Below are 16,164 nucleotides of genomic sequence, written 5' to 3'. Positions count from 1 at the left end.
GGTGGGTGTGAGTGCCGCATCCGTACCCCAGCCCCGTGCCACCCGCGCGGACGAGACGGCGGCCGCTTCGGGCGGCCGCCGCAGCCTCGCCGCCGCCCTCCTCCTCGGCGCCGCGGGCGCGGCCGTCGTGCTGCTCGCCTCCGGCCAGACCTGGGCCGAGGGCACGGCCGCCGTCGCCGGCGGCTCCGTCCCGCTGGACGCCTCCGGCGGGAACGTCACCGGGGTGCCGACCGCCCTCGCGATCGTGGGCCTGGCCGCGCTCGTCGCCGTCTTCGCGGTACGCCGCGCCGGCCGGTTCCTGGTGTCGCTGCTGCTCACCCTGAGCGGCGCGGGCGCGGCCGTCGCCGCCTTCCTCGGCGCCTCCGACCGGGCGGCGCTCGACGAGAAGGCCGCGGGCACCACCGGCGACGCCGCCGCCCGGGTCGCCGACGTCACGTACACCGCCTGGCCGTACGTCACCGCGGCGGGCGCCGTGCTCATCCTGCTCGCCGGGCTGCTCGCCCTGCGCCACGGCAGCGCCTGGCCCGCCATGTCCGGGCGGTACGAGCGCGACGGCGGCCCCCGGGCGGCCGGGAGCACCCGCACGGCCGCCCCCACCGGGGACGACCGCCCCGAGGACCTGTGGAAGGCGCTGGACCGCGGGGAGGACCCGACCGACCCGAGAGGGTGACCCCCGGATCACCTCGTACGCGCGCGTGCGGGACAATGTCGCCTGAGCGTCCGCACCCGGCGGGGCCGTAGAGCAACATCGACGAGGAGCAATTCATGGCCAGCGACCATGGACACACCCCGGCCGCCTGGACCGGTAGCATCATCTCCTTCACCGGCTTCTGCGTCGCCGGTGCCTTCATGGTGGCGGACCACCCGCTCGGCTTCTGGGTGGGCATGGGCGTCATCCTGCTCGGCGGGGTCGTCGGCGGTGCGATGAAGCTCGCCGGGCTCGGCGCCAAGCCGAACCCGGAGCTCGACCGGGTGCGCGCCGAGGCCGCCCGCAAGGACCACACCCCGGAGACCGGCCGGGCGGACGTCCACGCCTGACCCGTACGGGGGCACCACGACACGAGGCGCGGTCCGGCACGAGCCGGGCTGCGCCTTCGCGCGTGAGCGGCGACAATCGGCCGGTGGACTCCGAGCCGACCCCCTCCGCCTCCTCCGCCCCCGCCGGGCCCGCGCGCCCCGTGCCGCCGCCGGCCGCCGCGTACCGGCCCCCGCCGCCCGCCTCCCTCGCCCGGCGGCTGACCGCGCCGGTGGGCATCCTCGCGGCCGCCGCGGCGGCCTTCGCGTACGTGGGGGCGGTCGACCCCAACGAACCGGGCCACTACCCGGTCTGCCCGCTGTTCCGCCTCACCGGCCTCCTGTGCCCCGGCTGCGGCGGGCTGCGCAGCGCCCACGCCTTCGTGCACGGCGACCTGGCCACCGCGCTCGGTGCCAACGCGTTCGCCGTCGCCGGATACGCGCTCTTCGCGGTGGTGATGGCCCTCTGGCTGGTCCGGGCCGTCCGGGGGCAGCCGCTGCGCATCACCACGGCGCCCGTCTGGTGGTGGTCCGGCGGCGCCCTGCTCGCCGTCTTCTCGATCGTCCGGAATCTGCCGTTCGGCTCCGCGCTCGCCCCGTGAAATCGCAGGTCACGCCTGTTGCGTTTGGCCGGATGAGGACTCTGGGGCCCGGGGCGGATACCATCGAGGTGACTGATCCGGTCCAACATCACCGTCGTGGAAGGGGGCCTCTCGCGTGAGTGTGCTCGACGAGATCATCGAAGGCGTTCGCGCCGACCTCGCAGAGCGACAGGCGCGGGTCTCCCTCGACGAGCTCAAGGAGCGGGCGGCCAAGGCGCCCCAGGCCAAGGACGGCGCCGCCGCGCTGCGCGGCGACGGCGTCACGGTCATCTGCGAGGTGAAGCGCTCCAGCCCCTCCAAGGGCGCGCTCGCCGCGATCGCCGACCCCGCCGGCCTCGCCGCGGACTACGAGGCGGGCGGCGCCGCCGTGATCTCCGTCCTCACCGAGCAGCGGCGCTTCGGCGGCTCCCTGGCCGACCTCGAGGCCGTCCGCGCCAAGGTCGACATCCCGGTCCTGCGCAAGGACTTCATCGTCACGGCCTACCAGCTCTGGGAGGCCCGGGCGTACGGCGCGGACCTCGCCCTGCTGATCGTGGCCGCCCTGGAGCAGCCCGCCCTGGAGTCCCTGATCGAGCGGGCCGAGTCCATCGGCCTGACCCCGCTGGTCGAGGTGCACGACGAGGAGGAGGTCGAGCGTGCCGTCGACGCGGGCGCCCGCGTCATCGGCGTCAACGCCCGGAACCTAAAGACCCTCAAGGTGGACCGCTCCACCTTCGAGCGGGTCGCCCCCGAGATCCCCTCCCACATCGTGAAGATCGCCGAGTCCGGCATCCGCGGACCGCACGACCTGATCGCGTACGCCAACGCGGGCGCCGACGCCGTGCTCGTCGGCGAGTCCCTGGTCACCGGCCGCGACCCCAAGGCCGCGGTGGCCGACCTGGTCGCCGCCGGCGCCCACCCCGCCCTCCGGCACGGACGGGGCTGACGCTCCCGCCATGACCGCCGCCCGCGCCGCCACCGCCGCGACCCCGCACCGGACGCCCCCGCGCCCGGTGCGTCCGTCGCGCCCCGGCGGCCGGCCCGGCGGCGGTGACGGCACCGCGCCGCACCTCCACCCGCTCACGCCCGCCACGGGCACCGGCGCCCCGGCCGCGACCCCCCGGGCCGCCGCCCCGCGCGCGTACACCACCGCCACGCGCGCGTACCTCGCCGTACCGGCGGCCGACACCGCCGCCGCCCGCGACCCGTACGCCCGGCTCGCCCGGGGCTGCCGCCCGCGCGGCTGCCGGGCCCCGGCACGGCGGGTGCACGGCCGCCGCGTGCGGTACGTCATCGGCGACGAACCCGGCCAGGTCAACGGCATGCGATGGCGCGCGCGCACCGCGCGCCCCCGCCGCTGACCCACCGCCCTCCCGTCCCGCGCACCACGCGCCGTACGGCGGACGGGCGGGCCGCGGACGACCGGTGGCGCCGGCGCACACCGTGACCACCGCCAAGCCGACACGTACGGGGGCGCAGGACGCCCCCGTGGAGGAGCACGTCGCATGCCCAGCGAGTACTTCATCCCCGACTCCCAAGGTCAGGTCCCCAGCGCCGAGGGCTACTTCGGCGCCTACGGGGGCAAGTTCATCCCCGAGGCCCTCGTCGCCGCCGTCGACGAGGTCGCCGTCGAGTACGACAAGGCCAAGAACGACCCCGCCTTCGCGGCCGAACTCGACGACCTCCTGGTCCACTACACCGGCCGCCCCAGCGCCCTCACCGAGGTGCCCCGGTTCGCCGAGCACGCGGGCGGGGCGAGGATCTTCCTCAAGCGCGAGGACCTCAACCACACCGGGTCGCACAAGATCAACAACGTGCTGGGCCAGGCCCTGCTCACCAGGCGCATGGGCAAGACCCGCGTCATCGCCGAGACCGGCGCCGGACAGCACGGGGTCGCCACCGCCACCGCCTGCGCCCTGTTCGGCCTCGAATGCACCATCTACATGGGCGAGATCGACACCCAGCGCCAGGCGCTGAACGTCGCCCGGATGCGGATGCTCGGCGCCGAGGTCATCCCGGTCAAGTCCGGCAGCCGCACCCTCAAGGACGCCATCAACGAGGCGTTCCGCGACTGGGTCGCCAACGTCGACCGCACGCACTACCTCTTCGGCACGGTCGCCGGACCGCACCCCTTCCCCGCCATGGTCCGCGACTTCCACCGCGTCATCGGCGTCGAGGCCCGCCGCCAGATCCTGGAGCGGGCCGGCCGGCTGCCCGACGCGGTCGTCGCCTGCGTCGGCGGCGGCTCCAACGCCATCGGCCTCTTCCACGCGTTCATCCCGGACACCGGCGTCCGCCTGGTCGGCTGCGAGCCCGCCGGACACGGGGTGGAGACCGGCGAGCACGCCGCCACCCTCACCGCCGGCGAGCCCGGCATCCTGCACGGATCGCGGTCGTACGTCCTCCAGGACGACGAGGGCCAGATCACCGAGCCGTACTCCATCTCCGCCGGCCTGGACTACCCCGGCATCGGCCCGGAGCACGCGTACCTCAAGGACAGCGGACGCGGCGAGTACCGCGCGGTCACCGACGACGCCGCCATGCAGGCCCTGCGGCTGCTGTCCCGCACCGAGGGCATCATCCCCGCCATCGAGTCGGCGCACGCGCTGGCCGGCGCCCTGGAGCTGGGCCGGGAGCTCGGCGAGGACGGCCTCGTCGTCGTCAACCTCTCCGGCCGCGGCGACAAGGACATGGACACCGCCGCGCGCTACTTCGGCCTGTACGACACCGACGCCGCCCCGGTCGAGGCCGACGCCTCCGCCGACGACGGCGCCGCCGAGATCCAGACGGACACCGTCATCCAGGGGGGCACCAAGTGAGCGGCAACATCCGGCTGCTGGCCGAGACCCTGGAGCGGGCGAAGTCCGAGGACCGCGCCGCCCTCATCGCGTACCTCCCGGCCGGCTTCCCCACCGTCGACGGCGGGATCGAGGCCGTCAAGGCGGTCTTCGACGGCGGCGCCGACATCGTCGAGGTCGGACTGCCGCACAGCGACCCCGTCCTGGACGGACCGGTCATCCAGACCGCCGACGACATCGCGCTGCGCGGCGGCGTGCGGATCGCCGACGTGATGCGCACCGTCCGCGAGGCGCACGAGGCCACCGGCAAGCCGGTCCTCGTGATGACCTACTGGAACCCCATCGACCGGTACGGCGTCGAACGCTTCACCGCTGAGCTGGCGGAGGCCGGCGGTGCCGGATGCATCCTGCCCGACCTGCCGGTCCAGGAGTCCGCCCTGTGGCGGGAGCACGCCGAGAAGCACGGCCTGGCCACCGTCTTCGTCGTCGCGCCCAGCAGCAAGGACGAGCGGCTCGCCACCATCACGGCCGCCGGGTCCGGCTTCGTGTACGCCGCGTCCCTGATGGGCGTCACCGGCACCCGCGAGTCCGTCGGCGAACAGGCCGCCGACCTGGTGGGCCGTACCCGCGCCACCTCGGACCTGCCCGTCTGCGTCGGGCTGGGCGTCTCCAACGCCGCCCAGGCCGCCGAGGTCGCCCGGTTCGCCGACGGCGTGATCGTCGGCTCCGCCTTCGTCAAGCGGATGCTGGACGCCGGCGACCACGCGGCCGGCCTCGCCGCCGTACGGGAACTGGCGGGCGAACTGGCCCGGGGAGTGCGGCGAGTTTCGTAGCTCGTACGGGTGGAAGTGGACCGGGGAGGCGCGCGGGCGCCTCCCCGGTTCGTTGCTGAGGGCGTGAGCGACAAGAACAGCGCAGGGAAGCGGAGCGCCCGAGAACGGCTCCAGGTGGAACGCGAGCGGCAGAAGGCCCGCGACAAGCGCAGGCGGACACTGATCGTCGCCGCCGCCGTGGCCGGTGTCCTCGGTCTGGCCGCGGTCGTCGGGCTCATCGCCGCCAACACCGGCGGCCAGGACGACAGCTCCGGCTCCGGCCCCGTCGCCGCCCCGACCGGCGCCGCCGGGCAGGACCGGCTGGCCATCCCGGTCGGCGCCACCGACGCCCCGTCCACGCTCACGATCTGGGAGGACTTCCGCTGCCCGGCCTGCGCCCAGTTCGAGAACGGCGTCCGGGACACCATCCACGAGCTGACCGAGTCCGGCCAGATCAAGGCCGAGTACCACCTCGCCACGATCATCGACGGGAACATGGGCGGCAGCGGCTCGCTCAACGCGGCGAACGCGGCGGCCTGCGCCCAGGACGCCGGCAAGTTCGTCCCGTACCACGACGTGCTCTACCAGAACCAGCCGCCGGAGCCGGACGACGCCTTCGCGCAGGACGCCAAGCTCTTCGAGCTCGCCGCCAAGGTGCCCGGCCTGGACACCCCCGCCTTCCGCTCCTGCGTGACGGAGGGCACCCACGACGCCTGGGTGAAGAAGTCCAACGAGGCCTTCCGCAACGGCGACTTCCGCGGCACCCCCTCCGTCCTGCTCAACGGCGAGTCGATCTTCCCCAGCAAGGGCAATGAGCAGATCTCCGTCGAGAACCTGAAGAAGTGGGTCGCCGAGGCCAACAAGGGCAAGAAGCCCGGCACCGCCTTCCCGACCCCCGCGTCCCCCGCCCCCGGCACCCCCGCGCCCGCCTCGTCGCCGGCCGGCTGAGCCGCCGCGGCCCGCACGGCGCTGTTACGCGTTCTTGTCCGGGCGGGTTGCCCCGCCTCCCGCCCGGCAAGGTAGCGTCGGTCCTGCCATGGACCTTGCTTACATCCCCAGCCCGTCGACCGGTGTCCTCCACCTCGGACCGGTTCCGCTGCGCGGCTACGCCTTCTGCATCATCATCGGTGTCTTCGTCGCCGTCTGGTACGGCAACAGGCGCTGGCTCGCCCGGGGCGGCAAAGCCGGCACCGTGGCCGACATCGCCGTCTGGGCGGTCCCCTTCGGCCTCGTCGGCGGCCGGCTCTACCACGTGATCACCGACTACCAGCTGTACTTCAGCGAGGGTGAGAACTGGGTCGACGCCTTCAAGATCTGGGAGGGCGGCCTCGGCATCTGGGGCGCCATCGCCTTCGGCGCGGTCGGCGCGTGGATCGGCTGCCGCCGCCGGGGCATCCCGCTGCCGGCGTACGCGGACGCCATCGCGCCCGGCATCGCCTTCGCCCAGGCGATCGGACGCTGGGGCAACTGGTTCAACCAGGAGCTGTACGGCAGGCCCACCGACCTTCCCTGGGCGCTGCGGATCAGCGAGGGCCCCAACCGCGAGGCCGGGCTCTACCACCCGACCTTCCTGTACGAGTCGCTGTGGTGCATCGGTGTCGCCCTGCTGGTCATCTGGGCGGACCGCAGGTTCCGGCTGGGCCACGGCCGGGCGTTCGCCCTGTACGTCGCGGCGTACTGCGCCGGGCGCGGCTGGATCGAGTACATGCGCGTCGACGAGGCGCACCACCTGCTGGGCCTGCGGCTGAACGTGTGGACGGCCATCGTGGTCTTCGTGCTGGCCGTGACGTACATCGTCGTCTCGTCGCGGCTGCGGCCGGGGCGCGAGGAGGTCGTGGAACCGGCCGTCCTCGCCGACCGCGCCAAGGCGGACGCGGCCGGTGCGAAGGCGGCGAAGGCGGACGCGGCCACGGCGGACGCCCCCGGGGCGAAGGCCGCCGGGACGAAGCCGGCGGACCCGGCGAGCACGGCGGACGGCCCGGACAAGGCCAGCAAGGCAGACAAGGCAGACAAGGGCTGACCGGCCGGACGGCCGGGCAGGACGGCGGGCGGGCGCCGGGACCAGATGGTTCCGGCGCCCGCCCCCTTTTTCCCGTACGAGCTTTCCCGTACGAGTTCTCACGTACGAGCTCTCATGTACGAGGGGGCCGGGCCAGGGACAGGGTGCGGCGTGCCGCCGCCACGACCGCCGCGTCCACGAACCGCCCGTCCGGGAGGGCGGTGGCCCCGGCGTCCGTGTCGGCCGCCTCGACGATCTCCGCCGCCTCCGCGAGCTCCTCCGGGCCCGGGAGATAGGCCCGTTCGATGACCGGCAGCTGGCGGGGATGGATCGCGGCCCGGCCCAGGAAGCCCAGCGCACGGCCGCGGCGGCACGAGGCGGCCAGGCCGTCGAGGTCCCGGACGTCGGGGTGGACGGACTGCGCGGGCGGCGGGAGGTCGGCGGCGCGGGCGGCGACCACCACCCGGCCGCGCGCCCAGTCGAGCCCGGCGTCGTCGCGGACGCCCAGGTCGGCACGGAGGTCCGCCTCCCCGAGGGCGATGGAGCGGAGCGCGGGGTGGGCCGTTGCGATGGCGTGGGCGTTCTCGACGGCGAGGGCGGATTCCAGCAGCGCGTGGAGCCCGATCCCGGGGGCGAGGCGGGCGACCCGCCGGATGTCAGTGCCGTGTGTCACCTTGGGAACACGGAAAGCGGTGAGGCCGGGCAGCCGGGCCAGCGCCGTGATCGTGGCGGTGTCGTGCGCGCTGGGGAGGCGGACGTGGACGGGTACGGGGTGGGGCGAGGAGAGCAGGTCGGCGGTGGCGGCCAGGGCGTGGGCCCGGCGGTCGGGGGCGACCGCGTCCTCCAGGTCGACGATCACCACGTCGGCGCCGGAGGCCAGGGCCTTGGTGACGACGTCGGGCCGGTCGCCGGGTGCGTAGAGCCAGGTGAGGGGAGTGGTGTGCGCGGTGGTGGCGGTGGTGGTCACAGGGCGCCCCCGGAGCGCAGGGCGGCGATCTCGGCGGCGGTCAGCCCGAGTTCGGTGAGGACCGCGTCGGTGTCCGCGCCGTGCGGGCGGCCGGTCCAGCGGATCGCCCCGGGGGTCTCGGACAGCCGGAAGAGCACGTTCTGCATACGGAGCGGGCCCAGTTCGGGGTCGTCGACCTCGGTGACGGTGTCGAGTGCCTGGTACTGGGGGTCGGTCATCACGTCGCGGACGTCATAGACCGGCGCGATCGCCGCCTCCGCCTTCTCGAAGGCGGCCATGGCCTCGTCCCGGGTGTGGCGGGCGATCCAGTCGCCGACTGCCGCGTCGAGGACGTCCGCGTGCCGGGCGCGGGTGGCGCCCTCGGCGAACCAGGGTTCGGTGACCAGCTCGGGCCGGCCGACCAGGCGCATCACCCGTTCGGCGACCGACTGGGCGGAGGTGGACACGGCCAGCCACTTCCCGTCGGCGGTGCGGTAGGTGTTGCGGGGCGCGTTGTTGCGGGAGCGGTTGCCGGTGCGGGGCTGGACGTAGCCGAGCTGGTCGTACCAGAGCGGCTGCGGCCCCAGGACGGTGAGGATCGGTTCGATGATCGCCATGTCGACGACCTGGCCGCGGCCGGTGGTGGCGCGGGCGTGCAGGGCCGTCATCACCGCGTAGGCGGTGGCCAGGGCGGCGATAGAGTCGGCGAGGCCGAAGGGAGGGAGGGTGGGCGGACCGTCGGGTTCACCGGTGATCGCCGCGAAGCCGCTCATGGCCTCGGCGAGGGTGCCGAAGCCGGGACGGCGGGCGTACGGGCCGTACTGGCCGAAGCCGGTGACCCGGGCCAGCACCAGTTGGTCGTTGGCGGCGGACAGTTCGGGCCAGCCCAGGCCCCACCGCTCCAGGGTGCCGGGGCGGAAGTTCTCGACGATCACGTCGGCGGTGGCGGCGAGCCGGAGCAGGGTGTCGCGGCCCCCGGGGGTCGACAGGTCCAGCGTGATGGCGCGCTTGTTGCGGCCGAGCTGCTTCCACCAGAGCCCGACGCCGTTCTTGGCGGGGCCGTGGCCCCGGGACGGGTCGGGGATGCGGGGGTGCTCGACCTTGACGACGTCGGCGCCGAAGTCGCCGAGCATGGTCGCCGCCAGCGGCCCGGCGAAGAGGGTGGCGAGGTCCAGGACGCGCAGTCCGTGGAGCGCGGGTGCGGGCGGGGGCATGGGTGCGGGTGCGGGTGCGGTGGTGCTCATGCGGCGTCGATCTCCGTGCGGTACGGCATCGAGGACGTGGCGCCGGGCCGCTGGACGGACAGCGCGGCGGCGGACGAGGCCCAGGCGAGGGCGTCGGGCACCGGTTTGCCCTCGCCCAGGGCGACGGCCAGCGCGCCGGCGAAGGTGTCGCCCGCGGCGGTGGTGTCGACGGCGCGGACCGGGCGGGCGGGGACGGTGAGCGGGCCGGTGCCCCGGGAGGCGTAGAGGCTGCCGGCCGCGCCGAGGGTGATGACGACCTCGGGGACGTGGCGGAGCAGTTCCTCGGCGGCGGCCCGGGGCTCGGCGTGGCCGGTGAGGGCGGCGGCCTCGTGTTCGTTGGGCACCAGCAGGTCGGTGGCGGCGAGCAGTTCGGGCGGGAGGGGCTGGGCGGGGGCCGGGGTCAGGATGGTGCGGACGCCGTGGCGGCGGGCGGCCTCCGCGCCGGCGGTGACGGCGGAGAGGGGGAGTTCGAGCTGGAGCAGCAGGGCGTCGGCGGTGGCGATGAGGGTCTCGTCGCCGGGGAGGAGGGAGGTGACGGTGCCGTTCGCGCCCGGGATGACGACGATCGCGTTGCCGCCCTCGTCGTCCACCACGATGTGGGCGGTGCCGGAGGGCCCCTCGGCGGTGCGCAGCAGGTCGGTGTCGACCCCGTCGGCGGCGAGGCCGGCGCGCAGCCGGGCGCCGAACTCGTCGTTGCCGACGGCGCCGATCATCGAGACGTCCGCCCCGGCGCGGACGGCGGCGACGGCCTGGTTGGCTCCCTTGCCGCCGGGGATCGTGCGGAACTCCCGGCCGGTGACGGTCTCGCCGAGCTTGGGTGCCGGGCTCACGGTGACGACGAGGTCCATGTTGGTGCTGCCGAGCACCACGAGATGCGTCATGGGCGGGATGCCTCCTGGGTGGTGAGCTGGTGGGTGAGGGCGGCGAGGGTGTCGAAGCCGGCGCCGTCGAAGGACGGGACGGAGGTGGAGAGGCGGTTCTTCAGGGGGGCGGTCCAGCGGTCGGGGATCCGCTCGGGCCGGCCGGCGAGGAGACCGGCGACGGAGCCGGCGGTGGCGCCGTTGGAGTCGGTGTCCCAGCCGCCGGAGACGGCCCGGCAGATCGAGAGCGAGAAGTCGCCGTCGGCGTGGGTGAGCGCGGCGGCGAGGAGGGCGGTGTTCGGCACGGCGTGTACCCAGTGGTAGGAGCCGTACGCGGCGTGGAGCCGGTCGGCGACGGTGTCGAAGTCGCCGTGCGCGCGGGCGGTCGCGATGCCGAAGCGGACCGCCCGGGCCAGCCGTGAGTCGGGCGGCACGACCGTCAGCCCGGTGGCGAGCGCCCGGTGGACGTCGGCGGTGCCGGAGGCGGCGGTGGCGATGACGGCGGCGGTGAACATGGCGCCGTACACGCCGTTGGCGGTGTGGGTGAGCGTGGCGTCGCGGTGGGCCTGCTCGGCGGCGGCGGCCGGGTCGCCGGGGTGGGTCCAGCCGTGGACGTCGGCGCGGATCTGGGCGCCGATCCACTCGCGGAAGGGGTTGCGGTGGGTGGCCGTGGCCGGGGGTTCGAGGCCGGAGAGGAGGTTGCGGTAGGCGACGCGTTCGGCGGTGAAGGTGCGGCCGGCCGGGAGTTCGTCGAGCCAGAGGCGGGCGACGTCGGCGGTGCGGAAGCCGGGGCCGTACCGCTGGAGGAGGAGCAGATTGAGAAGGGGGTAGTTGAGGTCGTCGTCCTCGGGCATGCCGTCGATGTTCTCGGCGAGGGAGGTGGCGGCGGAGCGGCGGTTCCAGGGGTGGGCGGCGGCGAGCGCGGGGGGCACGCCCCGGCCGGTGAACCAGGAGGTGAGCGGCCAGTTGCCGGTGGCGCGGGCGAGCGCGCGGATGGCGGTGAGCGGCAGCTTCTCGACGGGCTTGCCGAGCAGGCACCCCGCGGCCCGCCCGAGCCACGCCGCGTGCAACCGCTCGTACAGCCCGGGCGCCACGGGCGGGGTGTCCGGGGTCGAGGGCCGCTCCGGCGACGGCCACTGGGGGCAGACGCGCCGGATGTGGGCGAGGGCCGTGGGCTCGGCGGGCGCCAACGGCGAGGGCCGGGCGGCCAGTTCGTCCAGCAGGTGCTCGGCGAGGGCCCTCAGGTGCGGGGGCGCGGGCGTGGCCGACGCGCCGGCCGTCGCCGGGGCGGGGGCACCTCCGGCGGCGCGCCAGCGGGCGGCGACCGCCGAGGCGTCCCGGCCGTCCTCCGCGGCCTGCCGCAGTTCGTGGCCGATCAGGTCCTCGGGCTGCACCCAGGTGAGCCGGACGTTCACCGGAGCGCCCCGGGGGCGGGGGAGAGGGCGGCGAAGGCCCGCTCATGGGCGCGGCGGCGGGCGGTGTCGCGGGTGAAGACCTCCTGGGTGACGTCGGCCAGCACCCGCGCCGGGGCGTGCAGGTCGAGCCGGCTGGCCTCGGCGACCTGTTTCGCCCAGGCGGCCGGGACCGCCGCCTCCCCGTGCAGGGCTCCGCAGACGGCGCCCGCCATGGTGGCGATCGAGTCGCAGTCGCGGCCGTAGTTGACGGCGCCCAGCACGGTGCGGCGGTAGTCGCCCTCGCCGACCAGCAGCATGCCGAGGGCGATGGGCAGTTCCTCGATGGCGTGCAGCCGGGAGGGGCGGCGGGCGCCGAGGGAGGGGGACCGGTAGTCGGGGCCGACGGTGTCGAAGGGGGCGACCGCCTCGCGCAGCGGGCGCAGGGCCGGCTCGAAGTCCGTGTGGTGCACGGCGGCCTCGGCGACGGCCTCGATGGCCGCGCGGGTGCCGTCCTTGGCGAGGGAGAGCGCGGTGTCCACCACGGAGGACGGGGTGGCGCCGGGCAGGCAGGCCGCGGCGACGGCCGCCGCGAACACCCCGGCGGCCTCACGGCCGTACGAGGACTGGTGGGCGCCGGCGACGTCGAGCGCCTCGGCGTAGGCGGCGCCCGGGTTGGCGGCGTTGACCAGGCCGACCGGCGCCATGTACATCGCGGCGCCGCAGTTGACGATGTTTCCGGTGCCCGCCTCGCGCGGGTCGGCGTGGCCGTAGTGGATGCGGGTCACCAGCCACTTCTCGGCGAGGAAGATCCGCTGGAGCGGCAGCGCCTCGGCTTCGAGTTCGGGGATCCAGCGGGGGGTGGAGATCAGGTCGGGGACGAGGTGGTCGGCGACGGCGTAGGCGTCGAGGTGGTCGCGGACCGTGTCGTACACCCGCACCAGCGCGTGCGTCATCAGGGTGTCGTCGGTGACGTGTCCGTCGCCCTTGTGGTACGGGGCGAGGGGGCGGGCGGTGCGCCAGTCGTCGCCGTTCCAGGGGCCGACGATGCCGGTGACGCGGCCGCCGTGGCGTTCGGCGATCCGGTCGGGGGAGTAGCCCTCGACCGCCCCGCCGAGCGCGTCACCGACGGCTGCTCCGACGAGGCTGCCGGTGATCCGGTCCTCGAGTGTGGGTTTCGGCGTCATGCCGGAATTGTCCACCCGGGGCGGTGAGTTCCGTGTGTCCCAGCTGTTCGGCGAGTTCCACCAGGTCGGTGCCCCGGAGGCGGGGCAGCGCACAGCCCGCGAGGGTGCGGCAGGCGTCCCGCCAGGTGGCGGGGATCCCGGCGCCGCCGCTGAGCGCGCCGGTCAGCGCGCCGGCGAGGGCGGGCGCGGAGTCGGCCACCCGGGACAGACACGCGGCGGACGGCACCGCCTCGGTGACCCGGCCGCCTGCCGCCGTGGCGAGCGCGAGCGCCACCGGGACGGTCTCGGCGGCGGCGATGCCGTAGCTGTAGACGTGGTCGACGATCTGGTGCTCCAGCAGCGGGACGAGGGCGAAGGCGCTGCCGGCGGTACGGGCGAGCCGGGTGGCGTGCCGGGCGTTGCGGCCGATCTCGGTGGCGGGCGGGAGCTGTTCCAGCGCCGCGTCCACGGCCTCCTCGACGGCCGCCCCGCCGAGCGCGGCGGCCACGGCGGCGGCCATGGCGCGGGCCCCGTGGACGCCGTCGCCGTCCTGGGTGTAGCGGGCGTCGAACTCGGCCAGTCCGGCCGCTGCGGCCGGGTCGCCGGGGTGGGCCACGGCCAGGACGGCGGCGCGGACGCAAGCGGCGTCGTCGAAGTAGTGCGGGTTGTCGTGGCCGGTGGCGGGCGGGCGCAGCCCGGTGGCGAGGTTGCCGAGCCCGGCCCGTACCGAGATGCGGGCGCGCAGCGGCAGGACGGCGGACTCCACCTCCGGCGCCCGGGCCGCCGCGGCGGCGATCTCGGCGGCGAGGGAGTTCCACGCCTGGTCCACGGCGGCGCGCAGGCGGCGGCCGGGAGGCAGCGAGTGGAACGGCCCGCCCGCGGCGCCGATCAGCGTCTCGGCGGTGAACGCCGCCCACTCGGCGTCGTCGGAGGGGCCGAGGCGCAGCGGCTCGGGCGGCTGGTTGAGGGCGATGGGCACGGGGAGGGTGGTGGTGGCGTTCTGCTCGGCGAAGGTGTCCAGCTCGCGGGTGAGGCGCCGCGTCCACTCGGGCATGCGGGCCGCCCGGTGGCGCGCGGCGGGCCACCCGGCGGCGTCCCCGGCGGCCAGCCCCAGCAGCAGCCCCTCGATCCGCCGTACGTCCGGGGCCCGGCCGGCCGGGCGCGCCGGGGGAGCGGGGGCCGGCCCCGGCGCGGCACCCGCGGGTTCCGCGGGGGCGGCAGCGGCGGTGGCGGAACCGGGCGGGGTGGGCATCAGGGGGCCTCCGCGTCGTCGTACGGGGTGAGCAGCTCGGCGACGTCCAGGACGTGGTAGCCGCGCATCGAGGGCAGGCAGCTGCCGCGTACGGGGCCGATGGCCGCCGCCCAGTCCGGGGGGATGGCTGTCGCGCCGGACATCGCGCCGGCCAGCGCGCCCGCCACGGCGGCGGTGGTGTCGGCGTCCCGCCCCATGTTGACGGCGGTGAGCACCGACGTACGGAAGTCGCCCCGGGCCGCCGCGAAGGCGCCGAAGGCGAGCCCGACCGCCTCGGGGGCCAGGTCGGTCCAGGGGTAACCGCCGATGACGACCGCCGAGCGGACCGCCCGCTCGCGGGCCGGCGGGTCGGGCTGGACGCGCTGGGCCGCGACCACCGCGCGGCGCATCGAGCGGGCCGTCCAGGAGTCCATGGGCACCACCGACAGGGCCGCCGCGATCACCGAGGCGGGCCCGGCGCCGGACATCGCCGCCGCCACCCCCGCCGCCACCGCCTGGCCCCCGTAGATGCCCTCGCCGTCGTGGCTCACGGTGCCGTCGATCGCCACCAGCCGCGCCGCCTCCGCCGGCCGCCCCGCCGCGAACACCCCGAACGGCGCGGCCCGCATGGCGAGCCCGTCGCTCCAGGCGTGCCGGTGCTGCGCCGAGATCGGGGCGGCCAGCCCCCGGCGGAGGTTCTCCAGGGTGCCGCGCTCGCTGAAGCCCGCACCCCGGAACGGCCCCTCGTCGAGGTCGGCGATCCAGCGGTGCCACGCCTTCTCCACATGGGAGACGGTCAGCGCGGAGCCGTGCCGGGCGAGCAGCAACCCGGAGAAGATCGCGTACTCGGTGTCGTCCGTCCCGGCCGGGTCCTCGCTGACGAAGCCCTCGATCCGGCCCCAGCGGCGGCGGATCTCCGAGGGGCGCAGGTTCTCGGCGGGGGCGCCGAGCGCGTCGCCGACGGCCAGCCCCAGCAGGGCGCCCCGCGCACGGTCGAGCTGCTCCCGTACGGCGCCGGGGGAGGCGGGGCCCGGGGAGGCGGGCCCCGGGGAGGCGCCGCCGGGGGAGGCGGGCCCCGAGGAGGCGGGTCCCGGGGGAGAGGGAGGCCGGGCGACCGGCTCCCCGTACTGCGTCGGCTCCATCGGCGGGCCCCTTCCGTGCGCACCGGACCGATTCCTGGATCTGTGCCACACCGCCGGGCCCCGCTGTCGGCGCGGAGCGCGCTGTCACCCGCGTGCCGCAGCCGCCCGCCAACCCTGGTAAGTAAAGCCTGCCTTGCTGGCGCGCCCCTTACATCGAGCGTAGTTTCGAGGGTGTTGGGGGGAGCGGGACGGCCGGTTCCGCTGCCGGAGGAAAGGCGCAAGGGGAGAGCTGTGTCCATCATCGAGACCGAGGCGACGCTTCACGAGGCGCACCGCGACAACCACACCCACCGGGACGTCAACGGCGGCTGGCTCCGCCCCGCCGTCTTCGGCGCGATGGACGGTCTCGTGTCCAACCTGGCACTGATGACGGGTGTCGCGGGCGGCGCGGTGTCGCAGCAGACCCTCGTCATCACGGGCCTGGCCGGACTGGCGGCCGGCGCGTTCTCCATGGCCGCGGGCGAGTACACCTCGGTGGCCTCGCAGCGCGAGCTGGTCCAGGCGGAACTGGACGTCGAGCGCCAGCAGTTGCGCAAGCATCCGGTGGACGAGATGGAGGAGCTGGCGGCGCTGTACGTGGCGCGCGGCGTCGAGCCGGCGCTCGCCCGCGAGGTCGCCATGCAGCTGTCGAAGGACCCGGACCAGGCGCTGGAGATCCACGCCCGGGAGGAGCTGGGCATCGACCCGGACGACCTGCCCTCCCCGGCGGTGGCCGCGGTCTCCTCCTTCGGCTCCTTCGCACTGGGCGCGCTGCTGCCCGTCCTGCCGTACCTGCTGGGCGCGAGCGCCCTGTGGCCCGCCGTGCTGCTGGCCCTCCTCGGGCTGTTCGCGTGCGGGGCGCTGGTGGCCCGGGTGACCGCCCGCAGCTGGTGGTACAGCGGTCTGCGCCAGCTCGCCCTGGGCGGCGCAGCGGCGGCCGTCACGTACGCCCTGGGAGCCCTGTTCGGCGCGGCGCTCTGACCGGAGCCCCACAGGCCCCC

The 16,164-nt window shown here is 75.6% G+C and carries 17 protein-coding genes; 10 read left to right on the top strand and 7 right to left on the bottom strand.

All coding sequences use genetic code 11. The features are described 5' to 3' along the window. Nucleotides 1-7 precede the first annotated feature (7 nt). The 9 genes from ACF08D_RS06510 (at nucleotide 8) to lgt (ending at nucleotide 7,225) form a co-directional block, all read left to right on the top strand. Nucleotides 8-670 (top strand): TIGR02234 family membrane protein, encoded by a 663-nt coding sequence (locus ACF08D_RS06510; protein WP_392221433.1) that lies wholly within the window; start codon nucleotides 8-10, stop codon nucleotides 668-670. Between the two features lie 95 nt (nucleotides 671-765). Beyond that, the gene (locus tag ACF08D_RS06505) at nucleotides 766-1,038 is read left to right on the top strand and encodes an HGxxPAAW family protein (protein WP_392221432.1); all 273 of its coding nucleotides are present in this window, start codon (nucleotides 766-768) and stop codon (nucleotides 1,036-1,038) included. Between the two features lie 83 nt (nucleotides 1,039-1,121). After that, complete coding sequence (locus ACF08D_RS06500) at nucleotides 1,122-1,616, top strand: DUF2752 domain-containing protein (RefSeq protein ID WP_392221431.1); 495 nt, start codon at nucleotides 1,122-1,124, stop codon at nucleotides 1,614-1,616. A gap of 115 nt (nucleotides 1,617-1,731) precedes the next feature. Beyond that, nucleotides 1,732-2,541: an indole-3-glycerol phosphate synthase TrpC gene (gene trpC, locus ACF08D_RS06495; RefSeq protein ID WP_392221430.1), complete on the top strand. Its 810-nt coding sequence runs from the start codon at nucleotides 1,732-1,734 to the stop codon at nucleotides 2,539-2,541. Nucleotides 2,542-2,551: 10 nt separating this feature from the next. After that, nucleotides 2,552-2,956 (top strand): tryptophan biosynthesis modulator TrpM, encoded by a 405-nt coding sequence (trpM, locus tag ACF08D_RS06490; RefSeq protein WP_392221429.1) that lies wholly within the window; start codon nucleotides 2,552-2,554, stop codon nucleotides 2,954-2,956. Between the two features lie 144 nt (nucleotides 2,957-3,100). Beyond that, nucleotides 3,101-4,414, top strand: coding sequence for a tryptophan synthase subunit beta (gene trpB / locus ACF08D_RS06485; RefSeq protein ID WP_392221428.1), 1,314 nt, complete (start codon nucleotides 3,101-3,103; stop codon nucleotides 4,412-4,414). Then, the gene (gene trpA / locus ACF08D_RS06480) at nucleotides 4,411-5,226 is read left to right on the top strand and encodes a tryptophan synthase subunit alpha (RefSeq protein WP_392221427.1); all 816 of its coding nucleotides are present in this window, start codon (nucleotides 4,411-4,413) and stop codon (nucleotides 5,224-5,226) included. The genes trpB and trpA overlap by 4 nt, the downstream gene beginning before the upstream one ends. Before the next feature lie 63 nt (nucleotides 5,227-5,289). Continuing rightward, a complete protein-coding gene (locus ACF08D_RS06475; protein WP_392221426.1) occupies nucleotides 5,290-6,153 on the top strand; it encodes a DsbA family protein in 864 nt (287 codons plus the stop codon). 88 nt (nucleotides 6,154-6,241) lie between these two features. Then, the gene (gene lgt, locus ACF08D_RS06470) at nucleotides 6,242-7,225 is read left to right on the top strand and encodes a prolipoprotein diacylglyceryl transferase (protein ID WP_392221425.1); all 984 of its coding nucleotides are present in this window, start codon (nucleotides 6,242-6,244) and stop codon (nucleotides 7,223-7,225) included. Nucleotides 7,226-7,337: 112 nt separating this feature from the next. Here lgt and ACF08D_RS06465 read toward each other — a convergent pair whose 3' ends face one another. The 7 genes from ACF08D_RS06465 to ACF08D_RS06435 are packed head-to-tail and all read right to left on the bottom strand — an operon-like array spanning nucleotide 7,338 to nucleotide 15,184. After that, nucleotides 7,338-8,171, bottom strand: coding sequence for an HpcH/HpaI aldolase/citrate lyase family protein (locus tag ACF08D_RS06465; RefSeq protein ID WP_392221424.1), 834 nt, complete (start codon nucleotides 8,169-8,171; stop codon nucleotides 7,338-7,340). Beyond that, nucleotides 8,168-9,394, bottom strand: coding sequence for a CaiB/BaiF CoA transferase family protein (locus tag ACF08D_RS06460; protein WP_392221423.1), 1,227 nt, complete (start codon nucleotides 9,392-9,394; stop codon nucleotides 8,168-8,170). Before ACF08D_RS06460 ends, ACF08D_RS06465 begins: the two co-directional genes overlap by 4 nt. Continuing rightward, the gene (rbsK, locus tag ACF08D_RS06455) at nucleotides 9,391-10,275 is read right to left on the bottom strand and encodes a ribokinase (protein ID WP_392221422.1); all 885 of its coding nucleotides are present in this window, start codon (nucleotides 10,273-10,275) and stop codon (nucleotides 9,391-9,393) included. Before rbsK ends, ACF08D_RS06460 begins: the two co-directional genes overlap by 4 nt. Continuing rightward, entirely contained in the window at nucleotides 10,272-11,669 is a 1,398-nt protein-coding gene (locus ACF08D_RS06450) for an ADP-ribosylglycohydrolase family protein (protein ID WP_392221421.1), read from the bottom strand. Before ACF08D_RS06450 ends, rbsK begins: the two co-directional genes overlap by 4 nt. Further along, complete coding sequence (locus ACF08D_RS06445; protein WP_392221420.1) at nucleotides 11,666-12,832, bottom strand: ADP-ribosylglycohydrolase family protein; 1,167 nt, start codon at nucleotides 12,830-12,832, stop codon at nucleotides 11,666-11,668. Before ACF08D_RS06445 ends, ACF08D_RS06450 begins: the two co-directional genes overlap by 4 nt. Continuing rightward, entirely contained in the window at nucleotides 12,768-14,063 is a 1,296-nt protein-coding gene (locus ACF08D_RS06440) for an ADP-ribosylglycohydrolase family protein (RefSeq protein ID WP_392221419.1), read from the bottom strand. Before ACF08D_RS06440 ends, ACF08D_RS06445 begins: the two co-directional genes overlap by 65 nt. Beyond that, the gene (locus ACF08D_RS06435; protein WP_392221418.1) at nucleotides 14,063-15,184 is read right to left on the bottom strand and encodes an ADP-ribosylglycohydrolase family protein; all 1,122 of its coding nucleotides are present in this window, start codon (nucleotides 15,182-15,184) and stop codon (nucleotides 14,063-14,065) included. The genes ACF08D_RS06440 and ACF08D_RS06435 overlap by 1 nt, the downstream gene beginning before the upstream one ends. Nucleotides 15,185-15,415: 231 nt before the next feature. On the opposite strand from ACF08D_RS06435, the gene ACF08D_RS06430 reads away from it, so the two are divergent. Further along, nucleotides 15,416-16,144, top strand: a complete 729-nt coding sequence (locus ACF08D_RS06430) for a VIT1/CCC1 transporter family protein (RefSeq protein ID WP_392221417.1) — start codon at nucleotides 15,416-15,418, stop codon at nucleotides 16,142-16,144. The last annotated feature ends 20 nt before the right edge of the window (nucleotides 16,145-16,164 follow it).

The sequence above is a fragment of the Streptomyces sp. NPDC015131 genome, from assembly GCF_043079975.1.
Classification (GTDB): domain Bacteria; phylum Actinomycetota; class Actinomycetes; order Streptomycetales; family Streptomycetaceae; genus Streptomyces.
Note: the sequence above shows the minus strand (reverse complement) of the source record. Positions and strands in the feature narration are given on the sequence as shown.

Coding starts and splice junctions, on each gene's coding strand:
- ACF08D_RS06505 (WP_392221432.1), top strand. CDS start 766: ATGGCCAGCGACCATGGACACACCCCGGCCGCCTGGACCGGTAGCATC.
- trpM (WP_392221429.1), top strand. CDS start 2,552: ATGACCGCCGCCCGCGCCGCCACCGCCGCGACCCCGCACCGGACGCCC.
- trpB (WP_392221428.1), top strand. CDS start 3,101: ATGCCCAGCGAGTACTTCATCCCCGACTCCCAAGGTCAGGTCCCCAGC.
- lgt (WP_392221425.1), top strand. CDS start 6,242: ATGGACCTTGCTTACATCCCCAGCCCGTCGACCGGTGTCCTCCACCTC.
- ACF08D_RS06460 (WP_392221423.1), bottom strand. CDS start 9,394: ATGAGCACCACCGCACCCGCACCCGCACCCATGCCCCCGCCCGCACCC.
- rbsK (WP_392221422.1), bottom strand. CDS start 10,275: ATGACGCATCTCGTGGTGCTCGGCAGCACCAACATGGACCTCGTCGTC.
- ACF08D_RS06445 (WP_392221420.1), bottom strand. CDS start 12,832: ATGACGCCGAAACCCACACTCGAGGACCGGATCACCGGCAGCCTCGTC.
- ACF08D_RS06440 (WP_392221419.1), bottom strand. CDS start 14,063: ATGCCCACCCCGCCCGGTTCCGCCACCGCCGCTGCCGCCCCCGCGGAA.
- ACF08D_RS06435 (WP_392221418.1), bottom strand. CDS start 15,184: ATGGAGCCGACGCAGTACGGGGAGCCGGTCGCCCGGCCTCCCTCTCCC.